This window comes from Schaalia sp. ZJ405 (assembly GCF_011038885.2).
Classification (GTDB): domain Bacteria; phylum Actinomycetota; class Actinomycetes; order Actinomycetales; family Actinomycetaceae; genus Pauljensenia.
On sequence record NZ_CP064952.1, the window covers coordinates 1,744,177 to 1,765,383 of the forward strand.

22 protein-coding genes, 1 tRNA gene and 2 pseudogenes are annotated in these 21,207 nt (G+C 57.4%); 6 read left to right on the plus strand and 19 right to left on the minus strand.

Annotation, left to right across the window (positions count from 1 at the left end):
• Positions 1 to 292: 292 nt before the first annotated feature.
• Positions 293 to 442, plus strand: a pseudogene (locus G7Y41_RS07330) (phage portal protein); the annotation flags it as partial.
• A gap of 159 nt (positions 443 to 601) precedes the next feature.
• Here the strand turns inward: G7Y41_RS07330 and G7Y41_RS07335 are convergent.
• From G7Y41_RS07335 to G7Y41_RS07350, 5 genes and pseudogenes are all read right to left on the minus strand, one after another.
• Positions 602 to 1,291 (minus strand): hypothetical protein, encoded by a 690-nt coding sequence (locus G7Y41_RS07335; protein WP_165315875.1) that lies wholly within the window; start codon positions 1,289 to 1,291, stop codon positions 602 to 604.
• A 7-nt stretch (positions 1,292 to 1,298) separates the two neighbouring features.
• Positions 1,299 to 1,478, minus strand: a pseudogene (locus G7Y41_RS10180) (terminase large subunit); the annotation flags it as partial.
• A 101-nt stretch (positions 1,479 to 1,579) separates the two neighbouring features.
• Entirely contained in the window at positions 1,580 to 2,569 is a 990-nt protein-coding gene (locus G7Y41_RS07340; protein WP_165315876.1) for a GIY-YIG nuclease family protein, read from the minus strand.
• A 167-nt stretch (positions 2,570 to 2,736) separates the two neighbouring features.
• Positions 2,737 to 3,837, minus strand: a complete 1,101-nt coding sequence (ychF, locus tag G7Y41_RS07345) for a redox-regulated ATPase YchF (protein ID WP_165315877.1) — start codon at positions 3,835 to 3,837, stop codon at positions 2,737 to 2,739.
• A 128-nt stretch (positions 3,838 to 3,965) separates the two neighbouring features.
• Positions 3,966 to 5,054, minus strand: a complete 1,089-nt coding sequence (locus G7Y41_RS07350) for a 4-hydroxy-3-methylbut-2-enyl diphosphate reductase (protein WP_165315878.1) — start codon at positions 5,052 to 5,054, stop codon at positions 3,966 to 3,968.
• 169 nt (positions 5,055 to 5,223) lie between these two features.
• On the opposite strand from G7Y41_RS07350, the gene xseA reads away from it, so the two are divergent.
• The 3 genes from xseA to G7Y41_RS07365 all read left to right on the plus strand — a co-directional run bounded on the left by xseA (position 5,224) and on the right by G7Y41_RS07365 (position 7,848).
• Positions 5,224 to 6,498, plus strand: a complete 1,275-nt coding sequence (gene xseA, locus G7Y41_RS07355) for an exodeoxyribonuclease VII large subunit (RefSeq protein WP_165315914.1) — start codon at positions 5,224 to 5,226, stop codon at positions 6,496 to 6,498.
• A 62-nt stretch (positions 6,499 to 6,560) separates the two neighbouring features.
• Positions 6,561 to 6,797 carry an exodeoxyribonuclease VII small subunit gene (locus tag G7Y41_RS07360; RefSeq protein WP_165216194.1) on the plus strand — a complete coding sequence of 79 codons (237 nt, stop codon included), beginning with the start codon at positions 6,561 to 6,563 and terminating at the stop codon, positions 6,795 to 6,797.
• A gap of 115 nt (positions 6,798 to 6,912) precedes the next feature.
• Positions 6,913 to 7,848 (plus strand): carbohydrate kinase family protein, encoded by a 936-nt coding sequence (locus tag G7Y41_RS07365; protein ID WP_165315879.1) that lies wholly within the window; start codon positions 6,913 to 6,915, stop codon positions 7,846 to 7,848.
• Positions 7,849 to 7,922: 74 nt separating this feature from the next.
• Here G7Y41_RS07365 and G7Y41_RS07370 read toward each other — a convergent pair whose 3' ends face one another.
• Positions 7,923 to 8,684, minus strand: a complete 762-nt coding sequence (locus G7Y41_RS07370) for an isoprenyl transferase (protein WP_165216200.1) — start codon at positions 8,682 to 8,684, stop codon at positions 7,923 to 7,925.
• Positions 8,685 to 8,910: 226 nt separating this feature from the next.
• Between G7Y41_RS07370 and trhA the strand changes: the two genes are divergently transcribed.
• Together trhA and greA are read left to right on the plus strand one after the other, a co-directional pair.
• Positions 8,911 to 9,591 (plus strand): PAQR family membrane homeostasis protein TrhA, encoded by a 681-nt coding sequence (gene trhA, locus G7Y41_RS07375; RefSeq protein WP_165315880.1) that lies wholly within the window; start codon positions 8,911 to 8,913, stop codon positions 9,589 to 9,591.
• A 177-nt stretch (positions 9,592 to 9,768) separates the two neighbouring features.
• Positions 9,769 to 10,245: a transcription elongation factor GreA gene (gene greA / locus G7Y41_RS07380; protein ID WP_165216205.1), complete on the plus strand. Its 477-nt coding sequence runs from the start codon at positions 9,769 to 9,771 to the stop codon at positions 10,243 to 10,245.
• Between the two features lie 129 nt (positions 10,246 to 10,374).
• Here greA and G7Y41_RS07385 read toward each other — a convergent pair whose 3' ends face one another.
• From G7Y41_RS07385 to G7Y41_RS07445, 13 genes are all read right to left on the minus strand, one after another.
• Complete coding sequence (locus tag G7Y41_RS07385; RefSeq protein WP_165315881.1) at positions 10,375 to 11,913, minus strand: AI-2E family transporter; 1,539 nt, start codon at positions 11,911 to 11,913, stop codon at positions 10,375 to 10,377.
• A gap of 150 nt (positions 11,914 to 12,063) precedes the next feature.
• Positions 12,064 to 12,462, minus strand: coding sequence for an FKBP-type peptidyl-prolyl cis-trans isomerase (locus G7Y41_RS07390; protein ID WP_165315882.1), 399 nt, complete (start codon positions 12,460 to 12,462; stop codon positions 12,064 to 12,066).
• A 37-nt stretch (positions 12,463 to 12,499) separates the two neighbouring features.
• On the minus strand, positions 12,500 to 13,462 hold the full coding sequence (locus G7Y41_RS07395; RefSeq protein WP_165216208.1) for a Bax inhibitor-1/YccA family protein: 963 nt from the start codon (positions 13,460 to 13,462) through the stop codon (positions 12,500 to 12,502).
• 147 nt (positions 13,463 to 13,609) lie between these two features.
• Positions 13,610 to 13,683, minus strand: a tRNA-Leu gene (locus G7Y41_RS07400).
• Positions 13,684 to 13,727: 44 nt separating this feature from the next.
• Positions 13,728 to 14,699, minus strand: a complete 972-nt coding sequence (locus tag G7Y41_RS07405; protein WP_165315883.1) for a Ppx/GppA phosphatase family protein — start codon at positions 14,697 to 14,699, stop codon at positions 13,728 to 13,730.
• A 208-nt stretch (positions 14,700 to 14,907) separates the two neighbouring features.
• Positions 14,908 to 15,435, minus strand: coding sequence for a DUF501 domain-containing protein (locus G7Y41_RS07410; protein WP_165315915.1), 528 nt, complete (start codon positions 15,433 to 15,435; stop codon positions 14,908 to 14,910).
• Positions 15,436 to 15,480: 45 nt separating this feature from the next.
• Complete coding sequence (locus tag G7Y41_RS07415; RefSeq protein WP_165315884.1) at positions 15,481 to 16,302, minus strand: FtsB family cell division protein; 822 nt, start codon at positions 16,300 to 16,302, stop codon at positions 15,481 to 15,483.
• A gap of 97 nt (positions 16,303 to 16,399) precedes the next feature.
• Positions 16,400 to 16,921, minus strand: a complete 522-nt coding sequence (locus tag G7Y41_RS07420) for an L-2-amino-thiazoline-4-carboxylic acid hydrolase (protein WP_165315885.1) — start codon at positions 16,919 to 16,921, stop codon at positions 16,400 to 16,402.
• An 11-nt stretch (positions 16,922 to 16,932) separates the two neighbouring features.
• A complete protein-coding gene (locus G7Y41_RS07425) occupies positions 16,933 to 17,604 on the minus strand; it encodes an amino acid ABC transporter permease (protein ID WP_165315886.1) in 672 nt (223 codons plus the stop codon).
• Positions 17,601 to 18,239 (minus strand): amino acid ABC transporter permease, encoded by a 639-nt coding sequence (locus G7Y41_RS07430; RefSeq protein WP_165216219.1) that lies wholly within the window; start codon positions 18,237 to 18,239, stop codon positions 17,601 to 17,603. The genes G7Y41_RS07425 and G7Y41_RS07430 overlap by 4 nt, the downstream gene beginning before the upstream one ends.
• Complete coding sequence (locus G7Y41_RS07435) at positions 18,236 to 19,042, minus strand: amino acid ABC transporter ATP-binding protein (protein WP_165315887.1); 807 nt, start codon at positions 19,040 to 19,042, stop codon at positions 18,236 to 18,238. Before G7Y41_RS07435 ends, G7Y41_RS07430 begins: the two co-directional genes overlap by 4 nt.
• Entirely contained in the window at positions 19,039 to 20,289 is a 1,251-nt protein-coding gene (locus G7Y41_RS07440) for a M20 family metallo-hydrolase (protein ID WP_165315888.1), read from the minus strand. Before G7Y41_RS07440 ends, G7Y41_RS07435 begins: the two co-directional genes overlap by 4 nt.
• The gene (locus G7Y41_RS07445; protein ID WP_165315889.1) at positions 20,286 to 21,140 is read right to left on the minus strand and encodes an ABC transporter substrate-binding protein; all 855 of its coding nucleotides are present in this window, start codon (positions 21,138 to 21,140) and stop codon (positions 20,286 to 20,288) included. Before G7Y41_RS07445 ends, G7Y41_RS07440 begins: the two co-directional genes overlap by 4 nt.
• Positions 21,141 to 21,207: the final 67 nt, after the last annotated feature.

Consider the following 21,207-nt stretch of genomic DNA (forward strand, 5'->3'; position numbering starts at 1 on the left):
CCTCATCGCTGCTGCGCAAGCTTACGCAGCAGTATCCTGTACTCTTTAGTGCTAGAGGAGGTCCAATGCGCACAAAGACTATATTCACGCTAGGGTTTTTCTCCACTATTGTGCTCGTGCTTTGGGTGATCATCTCATTTGCTAGAGATTGGGAATTCTTTACTCCAGCATCAATTCTGGGTGCAATTTTAGGGGGTTTCTTGATCACTCTTGTCGCGAGAAAAGCACTTGAGAGTGACTCAAATTTCCCTAAAGGACCTAGTGCGTAAAGCATCACTGACATCTCTATCAGCAGCGCGAAGGAACACCTGGCGAGTCCGAGCGGGCGTTGAGTCATCCTTTGTATCGGGTGCTGCATGATGAGCCCAACAGCGAGATAACGTCCTTCGCATTCCGCGAAACGTTGATGACCCATTTGTTGTTGTGGGGTAACCGGACTTAAGACATGGGCATGTGATCGGGTGAACTGTCCACCCAAGACGAGGTGGGGTCGAACAGGAAGCTGTATCCGGCTGAGAGCTGCGTGTTGCTAATGGAATGGTGAGGACCATCGAGCAGCCATTGAGGGAACTTCATCAAACTCTCGAAAAGAAAAGGAGCTTCACTGAGGGACGCTCCTAGTGCGAGCACTTTTATATCTATGCGAGTAAACGTCCAGGATCGGGACACCTCGAGCGATCAGGTAATTGCCTATCCCATTCTCGATGTCATCGCGCGTCAGACATTTCGGGATCCCGATTAATGGGAACTTTAAGATGAATTGACGATTCCAGGACTTACCGAGAGAATGGACGATGATACCTGCGGTAGTCCGTTGACGAACATCCTCTTCTTCCTCTTCAGGAATATCGAAGTTGACATCGTTACTGGCTGCCACCACCCCCAGGAAGCCATCAGCGGTAAATTTCATCCAGACCAAGTCTTTTTTGCAAGACGCTCCTTTCTCAGGTAGAGCTGCATAAAGTTTTTCATTCAGATAACCGTAAAGCTCTTTATCTGTCATTCCTTCCGGAATTTCCAACTTAGGACCCTCTTCAGTCGTCATTCCGAACACTGCTAGAAATTCATTGACATAGAGACCAATTGTCTCTACTTTGACAGGAGGTTTTTCTGCTTGCCTGCGAGCCTCCTCGATTCGGTATGCTTTCGGATTAATTGTGACTGGTAATTCATCCCATGATTTGACAGTCGCTTCATCCTTATTAAGGTCCCAAGTATATTTTTTTATGAGCTCTTGAGCCTTTTCCTTAGTGAGGGGCTCATCTTCAGCCATCTGTGGTGGTAAACGCATGTTCCAATTATAGAACGCGTGGCCTCTTATTGTACGCCGAATGCGAGTGCGACTGATTGCCGTTCCTGATTACCCGGTCCAGGGCCATGATGGTAGCCACCACCCCGGCGTTCTTCTCAGCGCTCTTTTACTTGTCGGGTTTGACGTTGCCGGCAGGGTCAGTGCGGATGTGGATATTGTCGACCATGCAGCGTTCGAAAAGGCCCTAGCCAAACACCTGCGTACAGGCAAAGTACCCAAAACCCGTTGCGAACAAGCCCCGCCAAGGAACCTCACAAGCAACGAGAGTTAAAGGTCAAGGTCAGAGGATCCCAGGAGGCTTCGACGTTCAGTGGTCTGTGCTGCTTCCTCCGTTACTCGTACAGCTTGGTCTGCTTCTTGGTTTTCCACCTCACGCAAACTGCGTCCATCTCCCAGATGCCAATTCTCCGGTCCGCTCACAGATGCCCCTGTGACGAAGGCCGCCGCCGCGCTAGGTGACGAGAACAGTAAATGTCGTGTCGTTACCATCTGTTCATTGACTGCGTCGGCGTATTTCTCACGGTTACGAATCGCGGACTTGGGGCAGGAAGTTTTGATTTCCCCATCCAACTGACTTCCCGCATGCACGACAAATCCATCAGTTGTCTGGCTGCCTTGAGCTTCGAGATTCTTATAGCGCATGGTCAGTACCTCATCATCAGACCATCCATCTGTCATGACCCCAGGCTCGTTCGTCTTTGAGGGGACAGACAGTGGTGAGGTAGTTAAGGGCTCAAACACCTTGTAGCCGAGGGAGCCGATCACAATCTTGGCGTAGGCAATGAACTCATTGAGTTCGGCCTCTTTTTCTTCGGTTACTTTCCCGGCAGAGGGCTGATTGCCATTTGTTACTACGTATCGACCAGCATCGGTAGCCATCCGGTAGAAGGCGTTTTCTAGGTAACTGATTTCAGTTGGACCAAACGAGTCGTTCTGTGTTGTTACGGCGATGACATGGGTGAAGTAGTCCAGTTTCTCTTCGCCCACATGTTCGGCTACACGTCCCAGTATGCCTTTGCCATTACTGCGTTCGCGGGCTTGACCAACGTAAACCTGATCAGCTCCGGTCTCGTCATTTGTGCCGAAGAGAAGGTAAACACCGGTTTGGTTAAGGTCGGCGCGCGCTGGAGTCCAATCGAGGCAGGTTCGAGGCATGAGGTAGACCAGGCCAGTCCAGTTACTCAGTGTTGCCTTGATTCGATATTTAGGGTCACCATCGATTAAGAAGAGTTGGATGGTGCGCGCCGGGGTTCTCATGTGTTCTATTTTAGAACCAGCACACACCGTTCTCAGGAGGAAAGTGCCCGCGTTCTCCGCGTAATCATGCGGCAAAAACGGCCTCCCCCCACTCAGTGCTGAAAAGTGGGGGATCGCGCCGATGTATCGAAAGTGCTAGGACCTGGGAACGGGCCTGACGCTCAGGATTACTTCTTCCCACCGGATGCCAGGCCGCTACGGAATTCGCAGATGTCCCCGTCAGCCATGACGTAATCTTTCCCTTCCATGCGGACCTTGCCGGCCGCGCGCGCCTCGTGCATTCCACCCAACTCAACCAGGGTGTCGTAAGAGACGATTTCAGCTTTAATAAAGCCTTTCTCAAAATCAGTGTGGATCACACCGGCAGCTTTCGGAGCAGTATCACCCTTGTGGATAGTCCACGCGCGCGATTCCTTGGGACCGGCAGTGAAGAAAGTCTGTAAGCCGAGCGTATTGAATCCAACACGGGCGAGCTTATCCAATCCGGATTCGTCCTGACCGGATTCGGCGAGCATCTCGCGAGCGTCGTCCTCGTCAAGCTCAACGAGTTCGGACTCAAACTGCGCGTCAAGGAAAATTGCCTCAGCGGGCGCAACGAGAGAGCGTAACTCCGCCTGGAGGTCCTCATTCTCCATTCCATCCGCATCCATATTGAAAACGAAAATAAATGGCTTCGTTGTCATCAGCTGGAAGGACTTCAGCGCATCCTGATCAAGCTTCGCCCCCTCGGGCCCAGACAGCAACTCGCCTTTCTCCAACAGGGCAAGCGCCTGCGTTGCTGTCTCAAGAACAATAGGTTCGGTCTTCTTCGCACGAACCTCTTTTTCGAGCCGAGGAATCTGCTTATCCAATGTCTGCATGTCGGCAAGGATCAGCTCGGTTTTAATCGTCTCAATGTCGGATTCAGGGTCAACTTTGCCGTCAACATGAACAACATCGGGGTCAGCAAACGCGCGCGTTACCTGGCAAATCGCATCGGCCTCGCGAATGTTGGCAAGGAACTGATTTCCCAAGCCCTCACCCTCGGAAGCTCCCCGAACGATTCCGGCGATATCCACGAATGACACGGTGGCGGGGACAACCTTCTCCGAAGAGAACATCTTCGCCAACACACCGAGCCTGGGGTCAGGCAGCGGCACAACACCGACGTTCGGTTCAATCGTCGCGAAAGGATAGTTCGCAGCGAGGACGGTCGCGCGAGTGAGCGCGTTAAACAGGGTCGACTTACCGACGTTGGGCAGTCCGGCGATTCCAATAGTCAAAGACACGCTGCCAGTTTAATCGACGATCGCGCCACTCCCCACGCGAGCAGTCATTAGGCCGGTCACCTTCTACGTTCTTCTCTTGACGAGGACGAGGCGGGATCTCACACGGGATATATCAGACCCTGTGTCCACTACTGCGTGTGACCCGGTCCGGCCTTGCGGGGCGCATGGGGACGTGAATCCACAAGCCCCGACTGTGAGAGCTCGGTACGGAGGTTGCGCGGCAACGCGAAAGTTGTCGTCTCCGTTTGTGTTCGCACAACGTCGACGGTTGGGAACCCATTTGCTTGGAGCCACTCAATCACTTCGCGGACAAGGATTTCGGGAACAGAGGCACCCGACGTGAGTCCCACGGTTTGAGCTCCTTGAAACCACTGTGGGCAAAGCTCATCTGCCTTATCCACGCGGTGAGCGCTACCGGCGCCAGCCTCTATTGCAACCTCGACAAGGCGCACGGAATTCGAGGAGTTCGCCGATCCGACGACGATCATGACATCGACATCCGGTGCGATGTGTTTGACCGCGACCTGACGGTTCTGTGTGGCGTAGCAGATGTCATCAGAGGGTGGGTCGATGAGATTGGGGAAACGTTGACGAAGACGGTTGACGGTTTCGCGGGTTTCATCAACGGACAACGTGGTTTGAGAGATCCACACGACACGATCGGGGTCGCGCACCTTCACGGAATCAACCTCATCGGGAGTTCCCACAACCTGGATGTGATCGGGGGCTTCACCGAAAGTCCCTTCAACTTCTTCGTGTCCTTGGTGTCCCACGAGGATGATGTCGTAGTCGTCTTTGGCAAAGCGGACGGCTTCGCGATGAACCTTCGTCACCAGTGGGCACGTTGCATCAATGGTTGCCAGGTTACGTTGAGCGGCCGCTTCGCGGACCTGCGGTGACACTCCGTGAGCGGAGAACACCACTCGTGCGCCCTCGGGAACCTCATCAGTTTCCGAAACGAAAATTGCTCCGCGACGACTGAGGGATTCAACAACGAATTTGTTGTGAACGATTTCTTTGCGGACGTACACGGGCGCGCCGTAGAGATCCAGGGCCTTTTCAACGACGTCCACAGCACGATCCACGCCAGCACAGTATCCACGAGGTGCGGCCAGAAGTATTCTGCCGCCGCCTGAATGATCCGATCGACCGGAGACGGTTGATGCATCGAGTACTTCATCCGCTGTGGCGTGAAGATCCACGGGAACACGAGTCATGGGTTCTAACTTATCGGTGTTGGAGCCTCAATGCTGGGGAAGGCGACTGACTCCACACAATGTTTCCCAAACTTTGAGGCCGATAGGAGAAAGGGACAGCGGGAGAAACGGGAAGGACACTGCTGCGGCTAGTGTCAGTGCCTCCCCCTACAATGGTGTGGTGTCTGAAATGAAAGCGCCTCCGGCAGCGAAAGCTGCCGACACCACGCGGGACAATCCGTGGCCGCTGCGCCGCCTCACTGAGAACATTGCACTCTATGTTGACCGCATGTCTGCTCTGTGGGTCGAGGGGCAGGTCGTTGAGTACACGAAGCGTCCGGGCGCAAAAATGCACTTCCTGACCTTGCGCGACCTCGAAACGGACACGTCAATGACGGTGACCGCCTGGGCGGGCGTCATGGACAACGCAGGCCCCGGCCTTGAACAGGGATCACGGATCGTAACCCGGGTTAAACCCGTGTTTTGGGAAAGAAGCGGTCGCTTGAACCTCCAAGCCGCTGAAATTCACCTTCAAGGTCTTGGAGATCTACTCGCCCGAATTGAGCAACTCCGCCAGCAGCTTGCAGCGGAAGGATTGTTCTCGTCGGATCGGAAGAAGCGTCTTCCTTTTCTTCCTCGCACAATCGGCCTTGTTTGTGGGCGCAACGCGAAAGCCAAGGATGACGTCATTGTCAACGCAACAGATCGCTGGCCGACTGCGCATTTTGAGATCCGAGAGGTTGCTGTCCAGGGGGATCATGCGGTTGCCGAGGTCATCGCCGCTTTGCGCGACCTTGATGGGATCGACGATGTAGATGTCATCGTTGTTGCTCGCGGAGGTGGGGCCGTTGAGGATCTGCTTCCCTTTTCCGACGAGCGCCTCGTGCGCGTTGCCGCCGACATTCACACTCCCCTCGTCAGCGCAATCGGACACGAGGGGGACTCGCCCCTCCTCGACCTGGTCGCGGATTTCCGCGCGTCAACTCCCACGGATGCGGCACGGAACATCGTTCCCGATCGCGCCCAGGAATATGACGGACTCGCCCACGCGACAACGCGGATGCGCACCGCGATTTCCCAGAGAATCAGCCGCGAACGCGACACGCTCAGCCTCGTGATGACGCGACCGGTCATGCAAAGTCCCGCGGCCGTCCTCGTCAATCATCTTCAGGCCGTCGAAGCTCAGGTGACGGCGCTACGCCAGCGTGTTGAACGTCGGCTCTTTGCCGAGCAGGAACAGCTCACCCGAGCACAGGCAACGCTGAGGGCACTGTCACCTCAGGCAACGCTCGACCGGGGATATTCACTGCTCAAGCTCCCCGGCGGCGAACTCATTCGTTCAGCGGCCCAGGTTCCCAAGGGGACACTCATTGAGGGAATTCTCGCTCAGGGACGCATGGTCGCGCAGGTCGTGGGGTCTACCGCAGGAGGAACACCCCCGGAACCTGAGGATTCCCCCTCGTAACCGCTCTTAGCCACCGCGACGACTGACAACGCACCACACACTTAGACGAAGGAACTGAACTCATGGCCGATACCACCCCACTCCCCGATCCCTCGACTTTGGGATACGAGGCCGCACGCGACGAACTCGTGACTATCGTGCGTACTCTCGAATCGGGACAGTCCCCACTTGAAGACACTCTTGCGCTGTGGGAGCGCGGTGAAGCTCTCGCGCAGCGCTGCCGAGCGATTCTCTCCGGCGCCCAGGAACGTCTCGACAGTGTGACCGCCAAACAGGCTGGAACCTCTACGGATGCCTGATGAGGCCTCCTGGATGGACGGCGCGAGAATCTGTCACGAAAAATCTGCTTCGCCCAGTAAACTGGGATGAAAAGGCGCGTTGCGTCACCGGTGCCGCATCTTAGAAAGAGTTCTCATGGATCTGGAAAAAGACCCTCATGTCCTCGCGATCGGCGAGTCTCTCATCGATATTGTCTACCCCGCAGGCAAGCCTGAAGAAGCGGAGAAGCACCCCGGTGGGTCTCCCGCCAATGTTGCGATGACGCTCGGGCGTTTGGGGCGTCCCGTTGTGCTCCAGACGTGGTTTGGTCAAGATGAGCACGGTCGGATGATCAACGACCACTTCACAGCGTCGAACGTTGTCATCACCGCTGAGTCGCATGGGGCTCACCACACGACCACCGCAGCCGCCGAATTGGATGAGAAAGGTGCCGCAACGTACACCTTCGATTTCGATTGGAATCCAACAACACCGATTCACGTCGGCGCTGGTGCACGTATCATCCACGCCGGGTCGATCTCCGCTGCTCAGGAGCCTGGTGCTTCCGCTGTTCTTGAGGCACTTGAGCGTGGGCGTTCTCGCGCCCTGATCACCTACGATCCCAATGCCCGGCCCTCAATCATGGGGTCTCCTCACCAGGCTCTGGCGCTTGTTGAAAAGTTTGTTGCTCAGTCTGACCTGATCAAAGTGTCTGACGAAGACATCGCGTGGCTGACAGGATCGCATGACCTCGACACAACGATCGACCGGTGGCTGGGAATGGGACCGTCCGTAATCATTGTGACCCGCGGAAAAGAAGGCGGCCTTGCAGTGACGCGCTCGGGCATCCGGATGGCTCACACACCCAAGGATGTCACCGTCGTTGACACCGTCGGAGCTGGTGACTCGTTCATGGGGGGTATCCTCGATTCCCTGTGGAGTCTAGGGCTGACAGGAGCCGAGGCTCGCGAAGCTCTCAGCAGGATCAGTGAAGACACGGTGTCGCAGATCCTTGAACGTGCGTCCAGTGTTTCCGATGTGACGGTGTCACGCGCGGGAGCAAATCCGCCGTGGGCGCATGAGCTGAACTGATTCTGTACTGATTGTTCGCAGTCGCTGACGCAGTAGGTGGCGTCCGAGGCTTTCCTTAGCCTCGGAGGCCACCGTCATCGTCCTCGTCGACGCTCCCGTTGGGCGTAGGAACGGAGCGCACGAAGGAAGTCGATTCGGCGGAAATCAGGCCAGTAGGCCTCACAAAAATAGAACTCCGAATGAACAGACTGCCACAGCATGAACCCGGAGAGGCGTTGCTCACCCGATGTGCGGATCACTAAGTCGGGATCAGGTTGGTCCTTCGTGTACAGGTGGTCTGCGATGTCCCCATCCGTGAGCGACTGAGCAATATCGTTGAGAGTGCGCCCATCCGCTGCGGCCTCCCGTAGGAGAGAACGCACGGCCTCGGTAATTTCATGACGACCGCCGTAGCCAACTGCAACGTTGACTTGCAGCCCCTCGATTGTTTGAGTCGACGCAACGGCATCCCGCAGAGCAGCGGCAACTGGGTCGGGCAGGAGGCTGAGGTCGCCGACGATCCTCAAGTGCCATTTCTTCTGTTGCGCGAGCGCTTCAACGGCCTGCACGATGATCGCCAGGAGTTTGTCTAATTCTTCGGCGTTACGTTGGAGATTGTCGGTCGAAAGCAGCCAGAGGGTCACGATCGACACGCCTGCGTCCTCGGCCCATCCGAGGAATTCTGAGATTTTCCCCGCACCCGCGCGGTGTCCCTGCGACGCGGAGGCTCCCAGCGCTTTTGCCCACCGGCGGTTTCCGTCAAGGATGACGCCGATATGCTCGGGAACTTGGGCGCCGTGAAGTTCGGCGCGGAGCTGTCGTTCGTAGATGTCGTAGAGCACGTTCCACCGCGTCATCTATCGCTCCGTTCTGCTCGTCCCGTACACCCGGCTCATTCTGGTGACTCGCGCTCTCGCGCTTCAACGGCCATACTACTGGCTAGGGTAGCGCGGATCACCAGGGAGCGCGTCACACCGACGGTCGGTGTGCGTCGAAGAGGTCGCGGTTGTGTCTCGTATTAACCTACGATGGAGTAACTTACGATATCGTAGGTTGTAACATCGTCGGTTCAAGGGAAGACCTATGAAGAACGCTTCTTTGACTCCCAGATCATGGATCCCCGATCAGCTCGTGGCAATCAAGCCTCACCTGCGCGGATGGTTCCATCTCGTGACCGCACCCCTGTCTCTTGCGGCCTCGATCGTCCTCATTTGCCTGGCTCCCACGGCCGCAGAAAAATGGGCGTCCGCTGTCTACCTGACAACGTCGCTTGTTCTTTTTGGCGTGTCTGCGACCTACCATCGTTTCTACTGGGCCCCGAGGTGGGAGACCGTGTGGCGGCGCCTCGACCACTCAAATATCTTCCTCCTCATTGCCGGCACCTACACACCGCTGACGATTTCGCTTCTCAACCGGCACGACGCAACGGTCCTCCTCCTCATCGTGTGGATCGGCTCCATCATCGGCATCCTTCTCCAACTGTTCTGGCCAACCGCACCGCGACTGCTGTCAACGCTCGTTTACGTTGCTCTCGGATGGGTTGCCGTTGCCTACCTTCCGCAGCTGTGGATGGCTGGCGGGCCCGTCGTGGTCTGGTTGATCATCGCCGGCGGCCTCCTCTACACCCTCGGCGCCCTTGTGTACGGATTCAAGAAACCCGATCCGTGGCCCACATGGTTCGGATTCCACGAGATTTTCCATACATTCACCGTTTTGGCGTGGGCCTGTCACTGCGTGGCCGTCTACTTCGCAGTTCTGAGTTGAGTGTTAATTGACGAGGACGAACAGGCGCCTTGTCCGTCCTCGTCCCCTTCGCCCGTTGATGGGCGACAACACCCGCCGCGTTACAACTCCCAGGAAAATTGTGGCCAACCGGTTATAATAGTGTGGATTCTTACGCCGGCACCCCAGCGGTGCCGGTCCTTTTCTTTGGAGGAAACAGTGGCCGATACACAGTGGCTGACACAGGCGCAGTACGACCTGCTCAAGGCCGAACTCGCTGACCGCATTGTCAAGCGCGGCGAAATTGCACGCCTCATCGACGCTGCACGCCAAGAAGGTGATCTGCGCGAAAACGGCGGCTACCACGCTGCTCGCAACGAACAGTCGATGAATGAAACCCGCATCCAGGCTCTTGAGGAGATGCTCGAACACGCCGAAGTTGGGGAAACCCCCGCAGACGACGGCATCGTTGAGCCAGGCATGGTTGTTCGAGCGATTGTTGCCGGTCGTGAACAGGAGTTCCTCCTGGGCTCGCGCGACGCCGGCGGCGATCTTGGAGTTCAAGTATTCTCAGCTCAGGCTCCGCTTGGTGCAGCCGTCATCGGGCATAAACCCGGCGATAAGCTGAGCTATGAGGCCCCCAACGGTCGCGTCATCGAGGTTGAAATCCTCGCAGCCACGCCTTTCAAGGGCTGATGCCCGCCGTCATCCTCATCGCTCAACGCGGGCATTTGCCTTCGTGAGCGAGAGGTGAAAACCCCTGATCATATATACGTGTGGCCCTCGGACAGTGTCCGAGGGCCACAGTGCTTTCCGATTCACCGTCTAACGCGTCGGCGACTCAGGCTCATCTGATGGAGCGTCACTCGCAGCGCTGCTCGATCCCGTCGATGTCTCCCCCGTCGACTGTGAGGCCGATGAAGAAGCATCCGACGACGATCCCGGCTCAGCATCGTGGGATGCACCCGAACCCGAAGCGTCAGACGACGTCGAGGATTGAGTGTCAGCCGCGTTGTCTGCGTGTGCATTATTCGCGGACTCCGCTCCGTCGTGGGCCTCGCTCGCAGCCACCTGATGCTCTTTCGTGCCATAGGTGGCGCTCACCATTTCCTCAAGCAACCCCGGAGCCCCACCTGGGCGACGCTGATCTGTCTGAAGATCCGGCATCGGATCGTAGCCGTGCAGGTAGAGGAAGGTTGCGTTGATGAACGCCGCGATCGGCACACCGAAAATTGCACCCGGAATACCTGCGATTGATCCCCCGGCTGTGACAACCAGGAGCACCGCCATCGGGTGGAGGGACACGGCGTGGGACATGAGGAGGGGCTGAAGAATGTTCGATTCGACCTGCTGGACCGCCAGAATAATGACGAGCATGATGATGCCGGCTGTCAGCCCTTGGTCAACGAGGGCCACAAACACCACCATTGCACCGGAAACCAACGCACCAATGATCGGAATGAATGAGGCGAAGAAGACGACGACAACAATCGGAATGACCATCGGGAGACCCAGGAAGAACGCTCCCAGGCCAATGCCGATGGCGTCGATTGCTGCAACCTGGATCTGCGTGCGCACGTAGGACCCGAGAGTGACCCAGCCGCGAATCGCTGATTCGTGCAGCGGGACACGTGCCGGAGCCGGGAAGAGTCTGACAACCCACAGCCAGATACGGCGACCGTCTTTGAGGAAGAAAAACAGACAGAACAGGACAATAAGCGTCGAGGAGAGGACCCCGGCCACCGAAGACGTCACCGAGAGAGCACCCGAGGCCAGAGTGGAACTATTGGACTGCGCCCACTGCGTGATCTCCTCTTGGGCTGTTTTCAAGCCGTTGTCGATGAAACCGGAATCGAGTTTCAGAGGACCTTCTTGGATCCACGTGACGAACTTCTGAATACCGTCCGTTGTTCTGTTGAACAGGCGTGGCATCTGCTGGAAAATCTCGTTACCCGCCTGAGACAGCGCCGCAACGAGGAGGACGAGGGTGCTCAGAAGGCCGAGGACGGCAGCGAGCGTGCGCGGCAGGTGGAGTTTACGGACCATCCAGCCGACAAAGGGTTCAAGAAGAACCGCCAGGAGCAATGCCACTGCCACCGGCATGATGACCATCGAGAGCTGCATACCGGCCCATACGATGCCCACCGCGGCAACCGCAACGACAATGACCCGCCACGAGAAGGCTGCTGCAACCCTCAGTGTCCACGGGACCGCCGTGCCCGCATCACCGTGCGGAGTCTCCGGCCCCTCTCGGAAGGACACTTCTTCCTGAATTCCTTGGCTCCCACGATCTGAAAGCTGAGAAACGAAGCGGTCAAAAACCTGAACCAGGTTCCACTTCGCCCGAGCAGTTTCACCACTCATTGACTGTCTCCCTTCGGCAGTCGGTTACATCAGCCTAGCGGGGATGGAATACCCCCGCAGAAAAGCCCATCACCGTGGGAACCTCCCCCCGGAAACATCCGTTTCCGGGGCCGTCCTCGTCCTCGACAATACGGCGATGGAGCGTGAAAGCTACTCGGAAACTCCGATGATGTCGGTGACGAACACGAGAGTGTCACCGCCGCGAATCCCCGCCTGCGGGACTCCTCGGTCCCCGTAGCCGTACTCGGAAGGGATCGACAGAAGAACCCGTGATCCGACGCGCTGACCAACGAGGCCGTCATCCCATCCGCGAATCACCATGCCCACACCGATCTGGAAGGACAGTGCCTGGCCGCGGTCGTAGGAATTGTCGAAGACCTCGCCGTCAAAGACCTGACCGAGGTAGTGGCAGTGGATGGTGTCGCCGGCTTCAACGACCTGGCCATCACCCTCTAAGAGAACCTCAACGAGGAGCTCATCCGACGGGGAATTCTCGAAGGACAGCTCTGGTTTACGACCGAAATCACCGGTCACCGTAATGTTTTCCATTGTTCCTCACTTGTGAGACGACAAATTACTTTGCGAGTCACTCGCTGCGTAGATAGGACAGGATACGGAGAATTTCCACGTACATCCACACGATTGTCAGCATCAGACCGAAGGCACACGACCAGGCGTAGCTGCGGGGAACTGCGCGTTCGACGCCCTCGCGAACGTTATCGAAGTCCTGGATCAGGCAGACCGCACCGACGAAAACGGCGAAGACTCCGATGATTACTCCCAGCGGAATCCCGAGGATCGACATGGACTCGAAACCACCGATGAGCCCCGGGGCAACAAAAGACAGCACCCACGCGGCGAGCCGGTAGACGACGATGCCGATGAGCGAGATCAAGGCGAAACGTGCGAGCTTCGGAGAGTTACGGACCTTGCCGGAAGCAAAAAGCCCCAGCGTCACGAGGAAGACAACGAGCGTTGCGAGGACCGCTTGGATGACGATTCCGGGGAAGACTGCTTCCAACACCATCGAGATCGCACCCAGTGCAAGGCCCTCGAGGACGGCGTAGAGAAGAACCATCGCCGGACGAATTGTCTTCGAGAAGGTGTTGACCAGGGCGACAACGAGCGCGAGGATCGACCCTCCTGCCGCGAGGACCACAGCGAGGCCGGGGTTCGTCAGGCACAGCCACCCACCCACCGTTGCCCCGGCAAGGAGAAGCAGCAGAGAGATCCCTGTTTTGACAATGACGTCGTCGTAGGTCAGTGCACCGCGATCAACAGCATCGGCCGATGGGGCGCTCATCATGTGCTCGAAGGAACGCATGTCCTCAGCTGAGGTGGCGTTCCCCGGAACCGGAGCCCCGGCGTTTCCTTGCGGGTTTTGCGAGGCGTACTCAGGGACGTTCCCTGCGACGGCTCCCCCTGTGGAAGAGGGGTGTGCCTGACCTGGCTGGTATCCGGGCATCGTGGGGTACCCGTTGGGGGTACGTGATGGTGGTGTCGTACGTGCCCATTCGGTTTCAAGGCGGTCAAAAACGGGGTTTGCCATAGGCGTGCAGCCTCCTGGGGTTGCGTGATGATCTTGCGATACTGTGCTCTATCGTCGCACGTTGACACGTACTGGCGCACAACGAAAACTTCCTCGGCACATCACTCCGGGGAAAACCAGGGACGAAACCGCCCGCGCATCCTCACGTACCCCCGGCGGGATTCGAACCCGCAACACGCTGATTTTAAGTCAGCTGCCTCTGCCAATTGGGCTACGGGGGCAACGCCGGCAAGTCTAGCAAGCTGCGGCTTGATCTCCTCGACGTTCACATCATGGACAGAGCAATCCCGTCGAGAATGTCATGTTCCGACGTCACTGTGTGATCAATGACCGTGCCCTCAGTTGCGGCTTCGGCGACAACGCGTGCAACGATCCGACTCCAGATCAACGAGCCAGCGGCGATGACGTCCTCGCGTCCCTGCGGCATAAATCCCAGTGCTGCCTTGACTGGAATCGGTTGATCCACCATGAAACGCACGGCCTCGCTCACCGTGTCGAGGCTCAGACGCGCCCCGTGGATACGTTCAGGCTGATAGGAGGTCAGGCCCAGCGCCTGCGCCGTCACCGTTGTCACAGTTCCTGCCACTCCGACGAGGGTTTTGACTTTCGGGAAGTCAACGACCCGAGCCGCCGCATCTAACTGGCCATCAATCCATTCAATAGCTTGATGTTGAGCAGTTTCGGGGATTCCCTGATCCGGTGGGCACTGGGAGAAGAATTTCTCCGTGACTCGCACCCCTCCCATATCCACCGAGATTGCCTGCCGGACGCTTGTTGATCCGAGAACAAATTCCGTGGACCCACCGCCGATATCAACAACGAGCATCGGCATGGCAGCTCCATCGCTCAGACCCGTCACCGCTCCGGCGAAGGAGAGAGAGGCCTCTTCCGTTCCCTCAATGACTTCGGGTTCAACTCCAAGCACCTGGCGAATGGCCTGCACAAAGTCATCACGGTTGCGAGCATCCCTGCTAGCTGACGTTGCAACAAAGCGAATTTTTTCCGCTCCGAGCCTCTCAATCATTCGGCGATATTCGGTCGCCGCTTCCACGGTGCGTTCAATGGCCTGCGGATCAAGCACCCCCGTGCGGTCGACATCTTGTCCTAACCGCACGATCCGCATCTGACGCGTGAGGTCCGAAATGCGGGGACGACCATCGGGGTCTCCCGGTTCGACATCGGCAACAAGAAGCCGGATCGAATTTGTTCCACAGTCAATAGCAGCTACGCGAGTCACCCGAAGATTCTCCCACACGCTGCCCGAACCACGGATTCAATGTCACCGCATCGGCATGTGAGAAGACTCCAGTCACAGGTAGGTCACGTGCGGACATTGACTGCGCGAGGAGCATCTATTGGTCTATATATTGCGAGGTTCGTCATGATCGCACCAGATTGCGGCGTCGTCCTCGTTAATACCACGGCAGCACCGCGTCACCCGGCGCTCAGCACGAACACCTGTCGGGATGCCACAGTCCCCGCCTGACCATCTCGTCTAGCGCCCAGTCACCAATGGGATTGACGCCGCGCCCTGCGGCAAGCGCATGACCCACAAGCGCATGAAGACATTTGACGCGCGTCGGCATTCCTCCGGCAGAGATCCCGGCGATTTCCTCGACCTCACCAAGGGCTGAGCGCCGACGAAGATAATCTTCATGCGCCAGCGCGTAGCGTTCCCGAATTGACTCATCGCGAGCAAGCATCTCGTTGAGAAATTCCATCACCTGCTCAGCTTCCAAGGTCGAACATCCCTTCACCGCCCCCGGGTGCGTGAGGTAGAAAGTCGTGGGGAACGGAGAGCCGTCCTCAAGCCTCGGCGCGGTGGCAACAACCGTTGGCCGTCCACACACGCATCTCGCTGCGATGCCTACAACTCCTCGGGGGATGCGTCCCAGTTGTTCTTCAAGTACCTGGAGGTCAGCCTCCGTGAGCGTCCACGACGCATCGTGCGTGCCGGTGTCCTCGCTCGTCAATCCGTCAGCCGTTGTCACCGCAGTTTCCTCCCGCACTTCACCTGATCATTGACCCTTTTGAGGGGCCGAGGACGAGTCCGCCGACTGCCCCTCATTGAGTCCTGAAACAGGCTGAGCCGTCTCTTGAGGCTGATCCGCCTCGTGAAGAAGAATACCGACGACCTGGAGCCACGGGCGAGCGGGGCCGGCGTCAGGTGCGGCGTTGACCTGAGCCTCATCCTGGTAATCATCACCGGGGTCAACAACCGTGTACTGGGTTTCCCCCCTCTTGACATATCCCAGGCGTTCACGTGCCTGCGAGGCGATGTAGTCGGGATTTTTCCACAAATCAAGATCCCGTTCCATCTGTTTATTACGTTCCTGAGCGGCAGCAACACGCGCCTTGATGTCGCGTAAATCCTGCTCCTGATTCCACCACTGAACGAGGTTGGGAATCAGAAGAACTCCAAGCACAGCGGCAAGCATCCCCACAACAAGGAAACGCACAGAGATTTCAAGCCCGCCGACAAGGAAGGAACGCCCTTCTCGAACCCGACGGGAATTTTTTCGGTCGCGGCCCGCTGTGCGCTCGCGGCCTGATGTGTGCTTTTCTGGATCCGTTGTGTGCTCACCACCCGCCGTTCGCCCTTGGGAACGCAGGGCCTGGCGTTCCCTAAAACGCGCACGGTGCTGCTGACGAGACGACGCAGCTTCGCGGGTCTTGCGCCCCTGAGAGGACACAGCCTCACGGGGTTTGCGTTCATCAGAGGAACCGGATTCACGAGGTTTCCGCTCACGCGGAGTTTCCCTCTGAGAGGGCGTGAAAGTTCCCGTGCGGCGAGGACGCTTGGGGGCGTGCGGGCGTCCGCTTCGAGAACTTTCGGTCATGGTGAACATCGTGCCGCAGGAATGAGCCGATAGCGCGGCGACTCGCGGGAATCTCCCGGTCAGCGACTTTTCCCACGAGTTTTCCGCGTTGACGTTTTTAGTCAGCTTCGGTGGTTGACTCCGCGTCACCATCATCTGACCTGAGGCGATACCTAAACAAGCAGTGATCGTTTCCCATCATGATCGAGGGCGAGCGATCCAACACGATATCGTCGTCATATCCTTCGATGAACTCATAGTCACGCTGGCACGAAAGGATCGTCCCTAAGTCACGTAGACCCAGACGCTCGTACATGTCTGCGTAGGCGCAGTGAGTGACCTTGTAGTCGTAGTGCTCATCATCGGCGGTCAGCACATCGTGAGTCAGGGCGTTATCCGCGGTCCACAGGTCCTGAATGTCGATGAACGTCCGCATTGATGTCTGTCCATCCACCCGATCAGCGAACGCAGCTCCCTCGGCAATGGCAAGCTCCCGGACGGCCTCGGAGAGGATTGCTCGGGCACGTTCCTCGCCGAGTTCACGAACTATTGCGCGATACACCGGGGCGAGCGCACGCGCCTCAATCTCTCTTTTGACAAGGATCGGGACATCGCCGATGCCATTCGTGTGTGCAGACATTGGTGATCCTTTCATTTCGTTGCAACAGCGACACGCAGACGGTTCGCTGTGTTTTTCCCTTCGAGGCGGCGAACCACATGCATCAGAGGAATGCAGACGAACGCGTAGAGCACCCCGGCTGCTGACAGTGCGGGAAGGAAGTGAAAGGTCCGCGTTCCAATGTCGTACGCACGTGAGAGAAGCTCTGGGACTGAGAGTGCAAAAGCCAGCGACGTCGCCTGGAACATTTGGACGAGAAACCCAAGGAGAGGTGCTGCCGCCGTTGTGGCCGCTTGGGGGATTACGACATCGCAGAGCACGTGGCGACGACTCATTCCCAAGGCGCGTGCCGCCTCACGTTGTCGAATCGGCACTGCATCCATCGCTCCACGCAAAATCTCGGAGGAGTACGCCGCCGTCGTTGCGCTGAGCGCAACCCATGCAGCCGGCAGCGCGTCCAGAGTGAGTCCGGCCTGAGGGAGGCCAAAATACACCAGCTGGAGCATGACAATCACCGGTGTCCCTCTTCCAACTTCAACGAGAACCACGACAATTGCCGCGAGGATGCGCGAACGCGAACCCACCGCTAAGGCCGCAAGGAACCCAAGAATCACGCCAACGAGGGATGAGACGGCAGTCAGTTGGAGGGAGACAAGCAGTCCGTGGAGAAGATCTGGAAATACATCGACGAGGCTGAGGCTCATTGTTCTGACTCCTGGCGTGCAGGTGCGAGGGTCCGCGAGACAAGAGCAAGTGGGATCGATGCGATGAGATAACAGACCACGGCTGCAAGATAGGCATTCAGGGGGCTACCCGTTGTTCGTGCCACCTGGGTGGTGTGGAAAGAAATATCCATGACACCGATTACCGAAGGGATCGACGTGTCCTTGAGGAGAACCAACGCGAAGGTCGTTACGGATGGCAATGCGATTCGTGCTGCCTGTGGGGCAAGAACCCGCCAGAAGGTGTCTGATCGACTCAAGCCAAGTGCACGCGCGGATTCCCACTGGTGTGGAGGAACAGCCTCGAGGGCGACGCGTCCTGTTTCGGCAAGATGAGCACCTGAAGTCACGCCGAGAACCACAAGTGCTGCGGGCAGCGGATCAAAAACGAAGGTGCCGATCTTGACGCCGAAGTAGAGCAGGAAAAGCCACACGAGGATGGGAATGCCACGCAGAAGGTCAATGAGGATCCGAGCAATCCACCCGATCGGTGCGATTCGGGTGCGCTGCGCGAGGATGAGGATCAACGCGACCCCTATTCCCAGCGCGAATGAGACACCTGTCAGTAGCACTGTCAACGGCAGCCCCTGAATGATTGCGAAGAGAATCTCTTTCATGATCGGGCCGCGATTCGTTGAATGTAGGCCCGAGCGCGCAACCGCTGATCTCCACACTGCTCATGCTCCTGCGATCGATTCTCGATTGCCGGGGCCTCGGACAACAGTTCCTCCCGAGTGAAGAGCACGCCGTCAACCATCACCGTCAAACGGTCAGCAACGTCCCTGGCGAAGTCTTGATCATGAGTCACAACGAGCATCGTGCGTCCGTCTTTTGCGAGATCACGGATCACTGCACGAACCTCTGCTGAGAGTTCCGGATCAAGAGCCGATGTTGGCTCATCAAAAAGCAGGACCTCTGGATCAAGGGCCAGGGTCCGCGCAATGGCCACGCGCTGTTGCTGACCACCTGATAGCTCCCCGGGTGAGGAATCGGCTTTGTCAGCAAGACCGACCCGTTCAAGCAGCATCCGCGCACGTTCGGTTGCTTCCTGTGGGGTTCGTTTAAGGACGCGTCGCTGAGCCAGGGTCACATTATCGAGGACGCTGAGATGCCCGAAAAGCTCATAGCTTTGGAACACCATCCCTGTTTTTGCTCTGAGTTGACGTAGCTGAGCCTCGGGAATTCTCTCCCCTCCGCGGTGCACGCGCTCACCGATCGTCACGGTGCCACTGTCTGGCGTTTCCAAGAGGTTGATGCATCGAAGCAGAGTGGATTTTCCACCCCCGGATGGCCCGATGATCGCTGTCACTTGTCCTCTTGGAGCGTCAAAGTTCACACCATCGACAACGGTGACGTCCCCATATTTCTTCGTCAGGTGACGAATCGACAGGTGAATATCAGAGAGGTTTGACGTGGTCATCGTGCTAACTCCACAACTGTCTCAAAGAGGACCTCGGCTCCAGCGTGTGCCCACTCATCGGTGATGTCCTCAGCTTCCGCATGGGAGATGCCGCCAACACACGGAATGAAGATCATTCCCGTTGGAGCAATCGAACTGATCTGCATGGCATCATGGCCAGCGCCCGAATCGAGAACGGTCCCCGAAAGCCCCAGATGGTCGATTGCCCTCTGAATGATCTCGATGATGGATTCATCAAACGAGAGCGGAGCCTGATCGAGGACGTGGTGAACATCGACGGTGACTCCAGATTGTTCCGCTTCCTTACGCGCGCGCTCCACCAGCGTGTCAACCCACTGGCGCTGTGCACGCCGGTCGGGATGCCGCAGGTCGATGTGCAAGCTCGCCTGAGCGGGAACGACATTGCGCGCTCCGGGACGAACCGAAAGGTCTCCAACGGTCACCCGAAGTTTCGCGTCTTCACGCATCGCTTGATCTGCGGCAATGACGACACGTGATGCGACGACAAGCGCATCCCTTCGGAGCTCAACCGGAGTTGTTCCTGCGTGAGCTGCCTGCCCTGAGAAGATCAGATCGAACTGGCTGATCCCTTGAACACCACGGACCGCCGCGACGACCTGCCCACGACTTTCAAGAATTGGCCCCTGCTCGATGTGAAGCTCAACATAGGAGTGTGGGGCACGAGGCTCAGCCCCTGACGGTAGCTTTCGCCAGCTAGCAAGCGCCTCGGCGACGCTTAAACCATCGCCATTAACTGCGTTCTTCGCCGCTGATGATGCGAGCTGTCCGGCGTAAACTGCCGAACCCATCATTGACGGAGAGAACACTGCGCCCTCCTCGTTTGTCCAATCAACAACCGTCACTGGTCGCCGCGTGACAATTCCGCGCATCTCAAGGGTTTCAAGGACAAGCAGCCCAGCGATCACTCCGTACGATCCGTCAAATCGTCCACCGCCAGGTTGAGAATCCAGATGGGAACCAATGAACACGGGTGCAGCCTGGGGGTCGCTTCCCCATCGGGTGATGAAGATATTTCCCATTTCATCGATTCCCCATTCCCAGCTGTGACGCTGCGCGATTGACAACAGGTGATCACGCACCGCGAAGTCGTCTGTACTCAGGGCAGTACGGTTAAGCCCACCAGCGGGGGTCGAACCGAATGATGAAAACTCGTTGATGAGGGCTCGTAGGCGGTGGATGTCAACGTGATGGTCAACGCTCATAGGTGTCAACGGTGAATCGCTCATAGGAAGCTCGGTTCCCCAATGGTCGCGGCATCCGGATCGAGACCGGCATCTTTGAGAACCTTCGCGATAAAACCGTTGTCATGGAGCGTTGCGATTGCGGAGTTCAGTTTCTTGGCAAGCGCAGCATTGCCCTTGTGCAAAATAATCCCTGTTTGACCGGGGTTTGTTGACGCTTCGATCTCGTCATCTGGCTCAATGACTTTCACCACATAGTCCGAGCCTGCATAAAGGTAGAGGGCGGTGCCGTGAGAGTCGATCGCCGCATCCAAGCGGCCCGATTCAAGGTCGGCTTTGAGTTCAGCCGACGATGGATACTGTTTGAGGTCTCCGCCGAGGACCGTATTGACATCGTCCACCCAGTTGAAGCCCTGAACCGTACCGACCTTGACGTCAACGAGATCTCTGACCGAGGAATACCCTTCCCTCGAAATAATCGAGCCCGGTTCGATATAGATCGGGTCGCTGAAGTCCACCGATGCGGCACGCTCTTTCGTTCTAAACAACGACCCCATTCCAATATCAATACGCCCCTGTTGGACCGCCGGGATCAGGGCGGCAAAGTCATAGGGCTGTGCCTTAATGGTCCACCCATTAAGGGAGGCAATTTCGTTGAGAATTTTCCCTTCCGGTCCGGTGATTTCACCGTTGTCCAGGCCGATGAACGGCGGGAATGTGGGAACGCCGACGGCGAGAACACCATCGTCAATGAGTCCGTCTGCTGAAGTCCTCTCCCCATTCTTCGCCTCGGCTGACTCATTGGTCCCGCTACCTGAACCTGTGGAACATGCGGCAAGGCCGAGTGTCACGAAAAGTGCAGTGATGACAAAGATGGCTTGGCGTCGAAGGTTCATGGTTTCCTGCTTGAGGCATCGGGGCACCCGGTTAGTGCCCGTTCACCCAGCGACCCTACGTGGCATA

Bases quoted from the DNA above. Each gene is read 5' to 3' on its own strand.
- G7Y41_RS07335 (WP_165315875.1), bottom strand. From the start codon at position 1,291: ATGCGTTTACCACCACAGATGGCTGAAGATGAGCCCCTCACTAAGGAA.
- G7Y41_RS07340 (WP_165315876.1), bottom strand. From the start codon at position 2,569: ATGAGAACCCCGGCGCGCACCATCCAACTCTTCTTAATCGATGGTGAC.
- G7Y41_RS07350 (WP_165315878.1), bottom strand. From the start codon at position 5,054: ATGACTCGTGTTCCCGTGGATCTTCACGCCACAGCGGATGAAGTACTC.
- xseA (WP_165315914.1), top strand. From the start codon at position 5,224: ATGAAAGCGCCTCCGGCAGCGAAAGCTGCCGACACCACGCGGGACAAT.
- G7Y41_RS07360 (WP_165216194.1), top strand. From the start codon at position 6,561: ATGGCCGATACCACCCCACTCCCCGATCCCTCGACTTTGGGATACGAG.
- G7Y41_RS07365 (WP_165315879.1), top strand. From the start codon at position 6,913: ATGGATCTGGAAAAAGACCCTCATGTCCTCGCGATCGGCGAGTCTCTC.
- G7Y41_RS07370 (WP_165216200.1), bottom strand. From the start codon at position 8,684: ATGACGCGGTGGAACGTGCTCTACGACATCTACGAACGACAGCTCCGC.
- trhA (WP_165315880.1), top strand. From the start codon at position 8,911: ATGAAGAACGCTTCTTTGACTCCCAGATCATGGATCCCCGATCAGCTC.
- G7Y41_RS07385 (WP_165315881.1), bottom strand. From the start codon at position 11,913: ATGAGTGGTGAAACTGCTCGGGCGAAGTGGAACCTGGTTCAGGTTTTT.
- G7Y41_RS07390 (WP_165315882.1), bottom strand. From the start codon at position 12,462: ATGGAAAACATTACGGTGACCGGTGATTTCGGTCGTAAACCAGAGCTG.
- G7Y41_RS07395 (WP_165216208.1), bottom strand. From the start codon at position 13,462: ATGGCAAACCCCGTTTTTGACCGCCTTGAAACCGAATGGGCACGTACG.
- G7Y41_RS07415 (WP_165315884.1), bottom strand. From the start codon at position 16,302: ATGACCGAAAGTTCTCGAAGCGGACGCCCGCACGCCCCCAAGCGTCCT.
- G7Y41_RS07420 (WP_165315885.1), bottom strand. From the start codon at position 16,921: ATGTCTGCACACACGAATGGCATCGGCGATGTCCCGATCCTTGTCAAA.
- G7Y41_RS07425 (WP_165315886.1), bottom strand. From the start codon at position 17,604: ATGAGCCTCAGCCTCGTCGATGTATTTCCAGATCTTCTCCACGGACTG.
- G7Y41_RS07430 (WP_165216219.1), bottom strand. From the start codon at position 18,239: ATGAAAGAGATTCTCTTCGCAATCATTCAGGGGCTGCCGTTGACAGTG.
- G7Y41_RS07435 (WP_165315887.1), bottom strand. From the start codon at position 19,042: ATGACCACGTCAAACCTCTCTGATATTCACCTGTCGATTCGTCACCTG.
- G7Y41_RS07440 (WP_165315888.1), bottom strand. From the start codon at position 20,289: ATGAGCGATTCACCGTTGACACCTATGAGCGTTGACCATCACGTTGAC.
- G7Y41_RS07445 (WP_165315889.1), bottom strand. From the start codon at position 21,140: ATGAACCTTCGACGCCAAGCCATCTTTGTCATCACTGCACTTTTCGTG.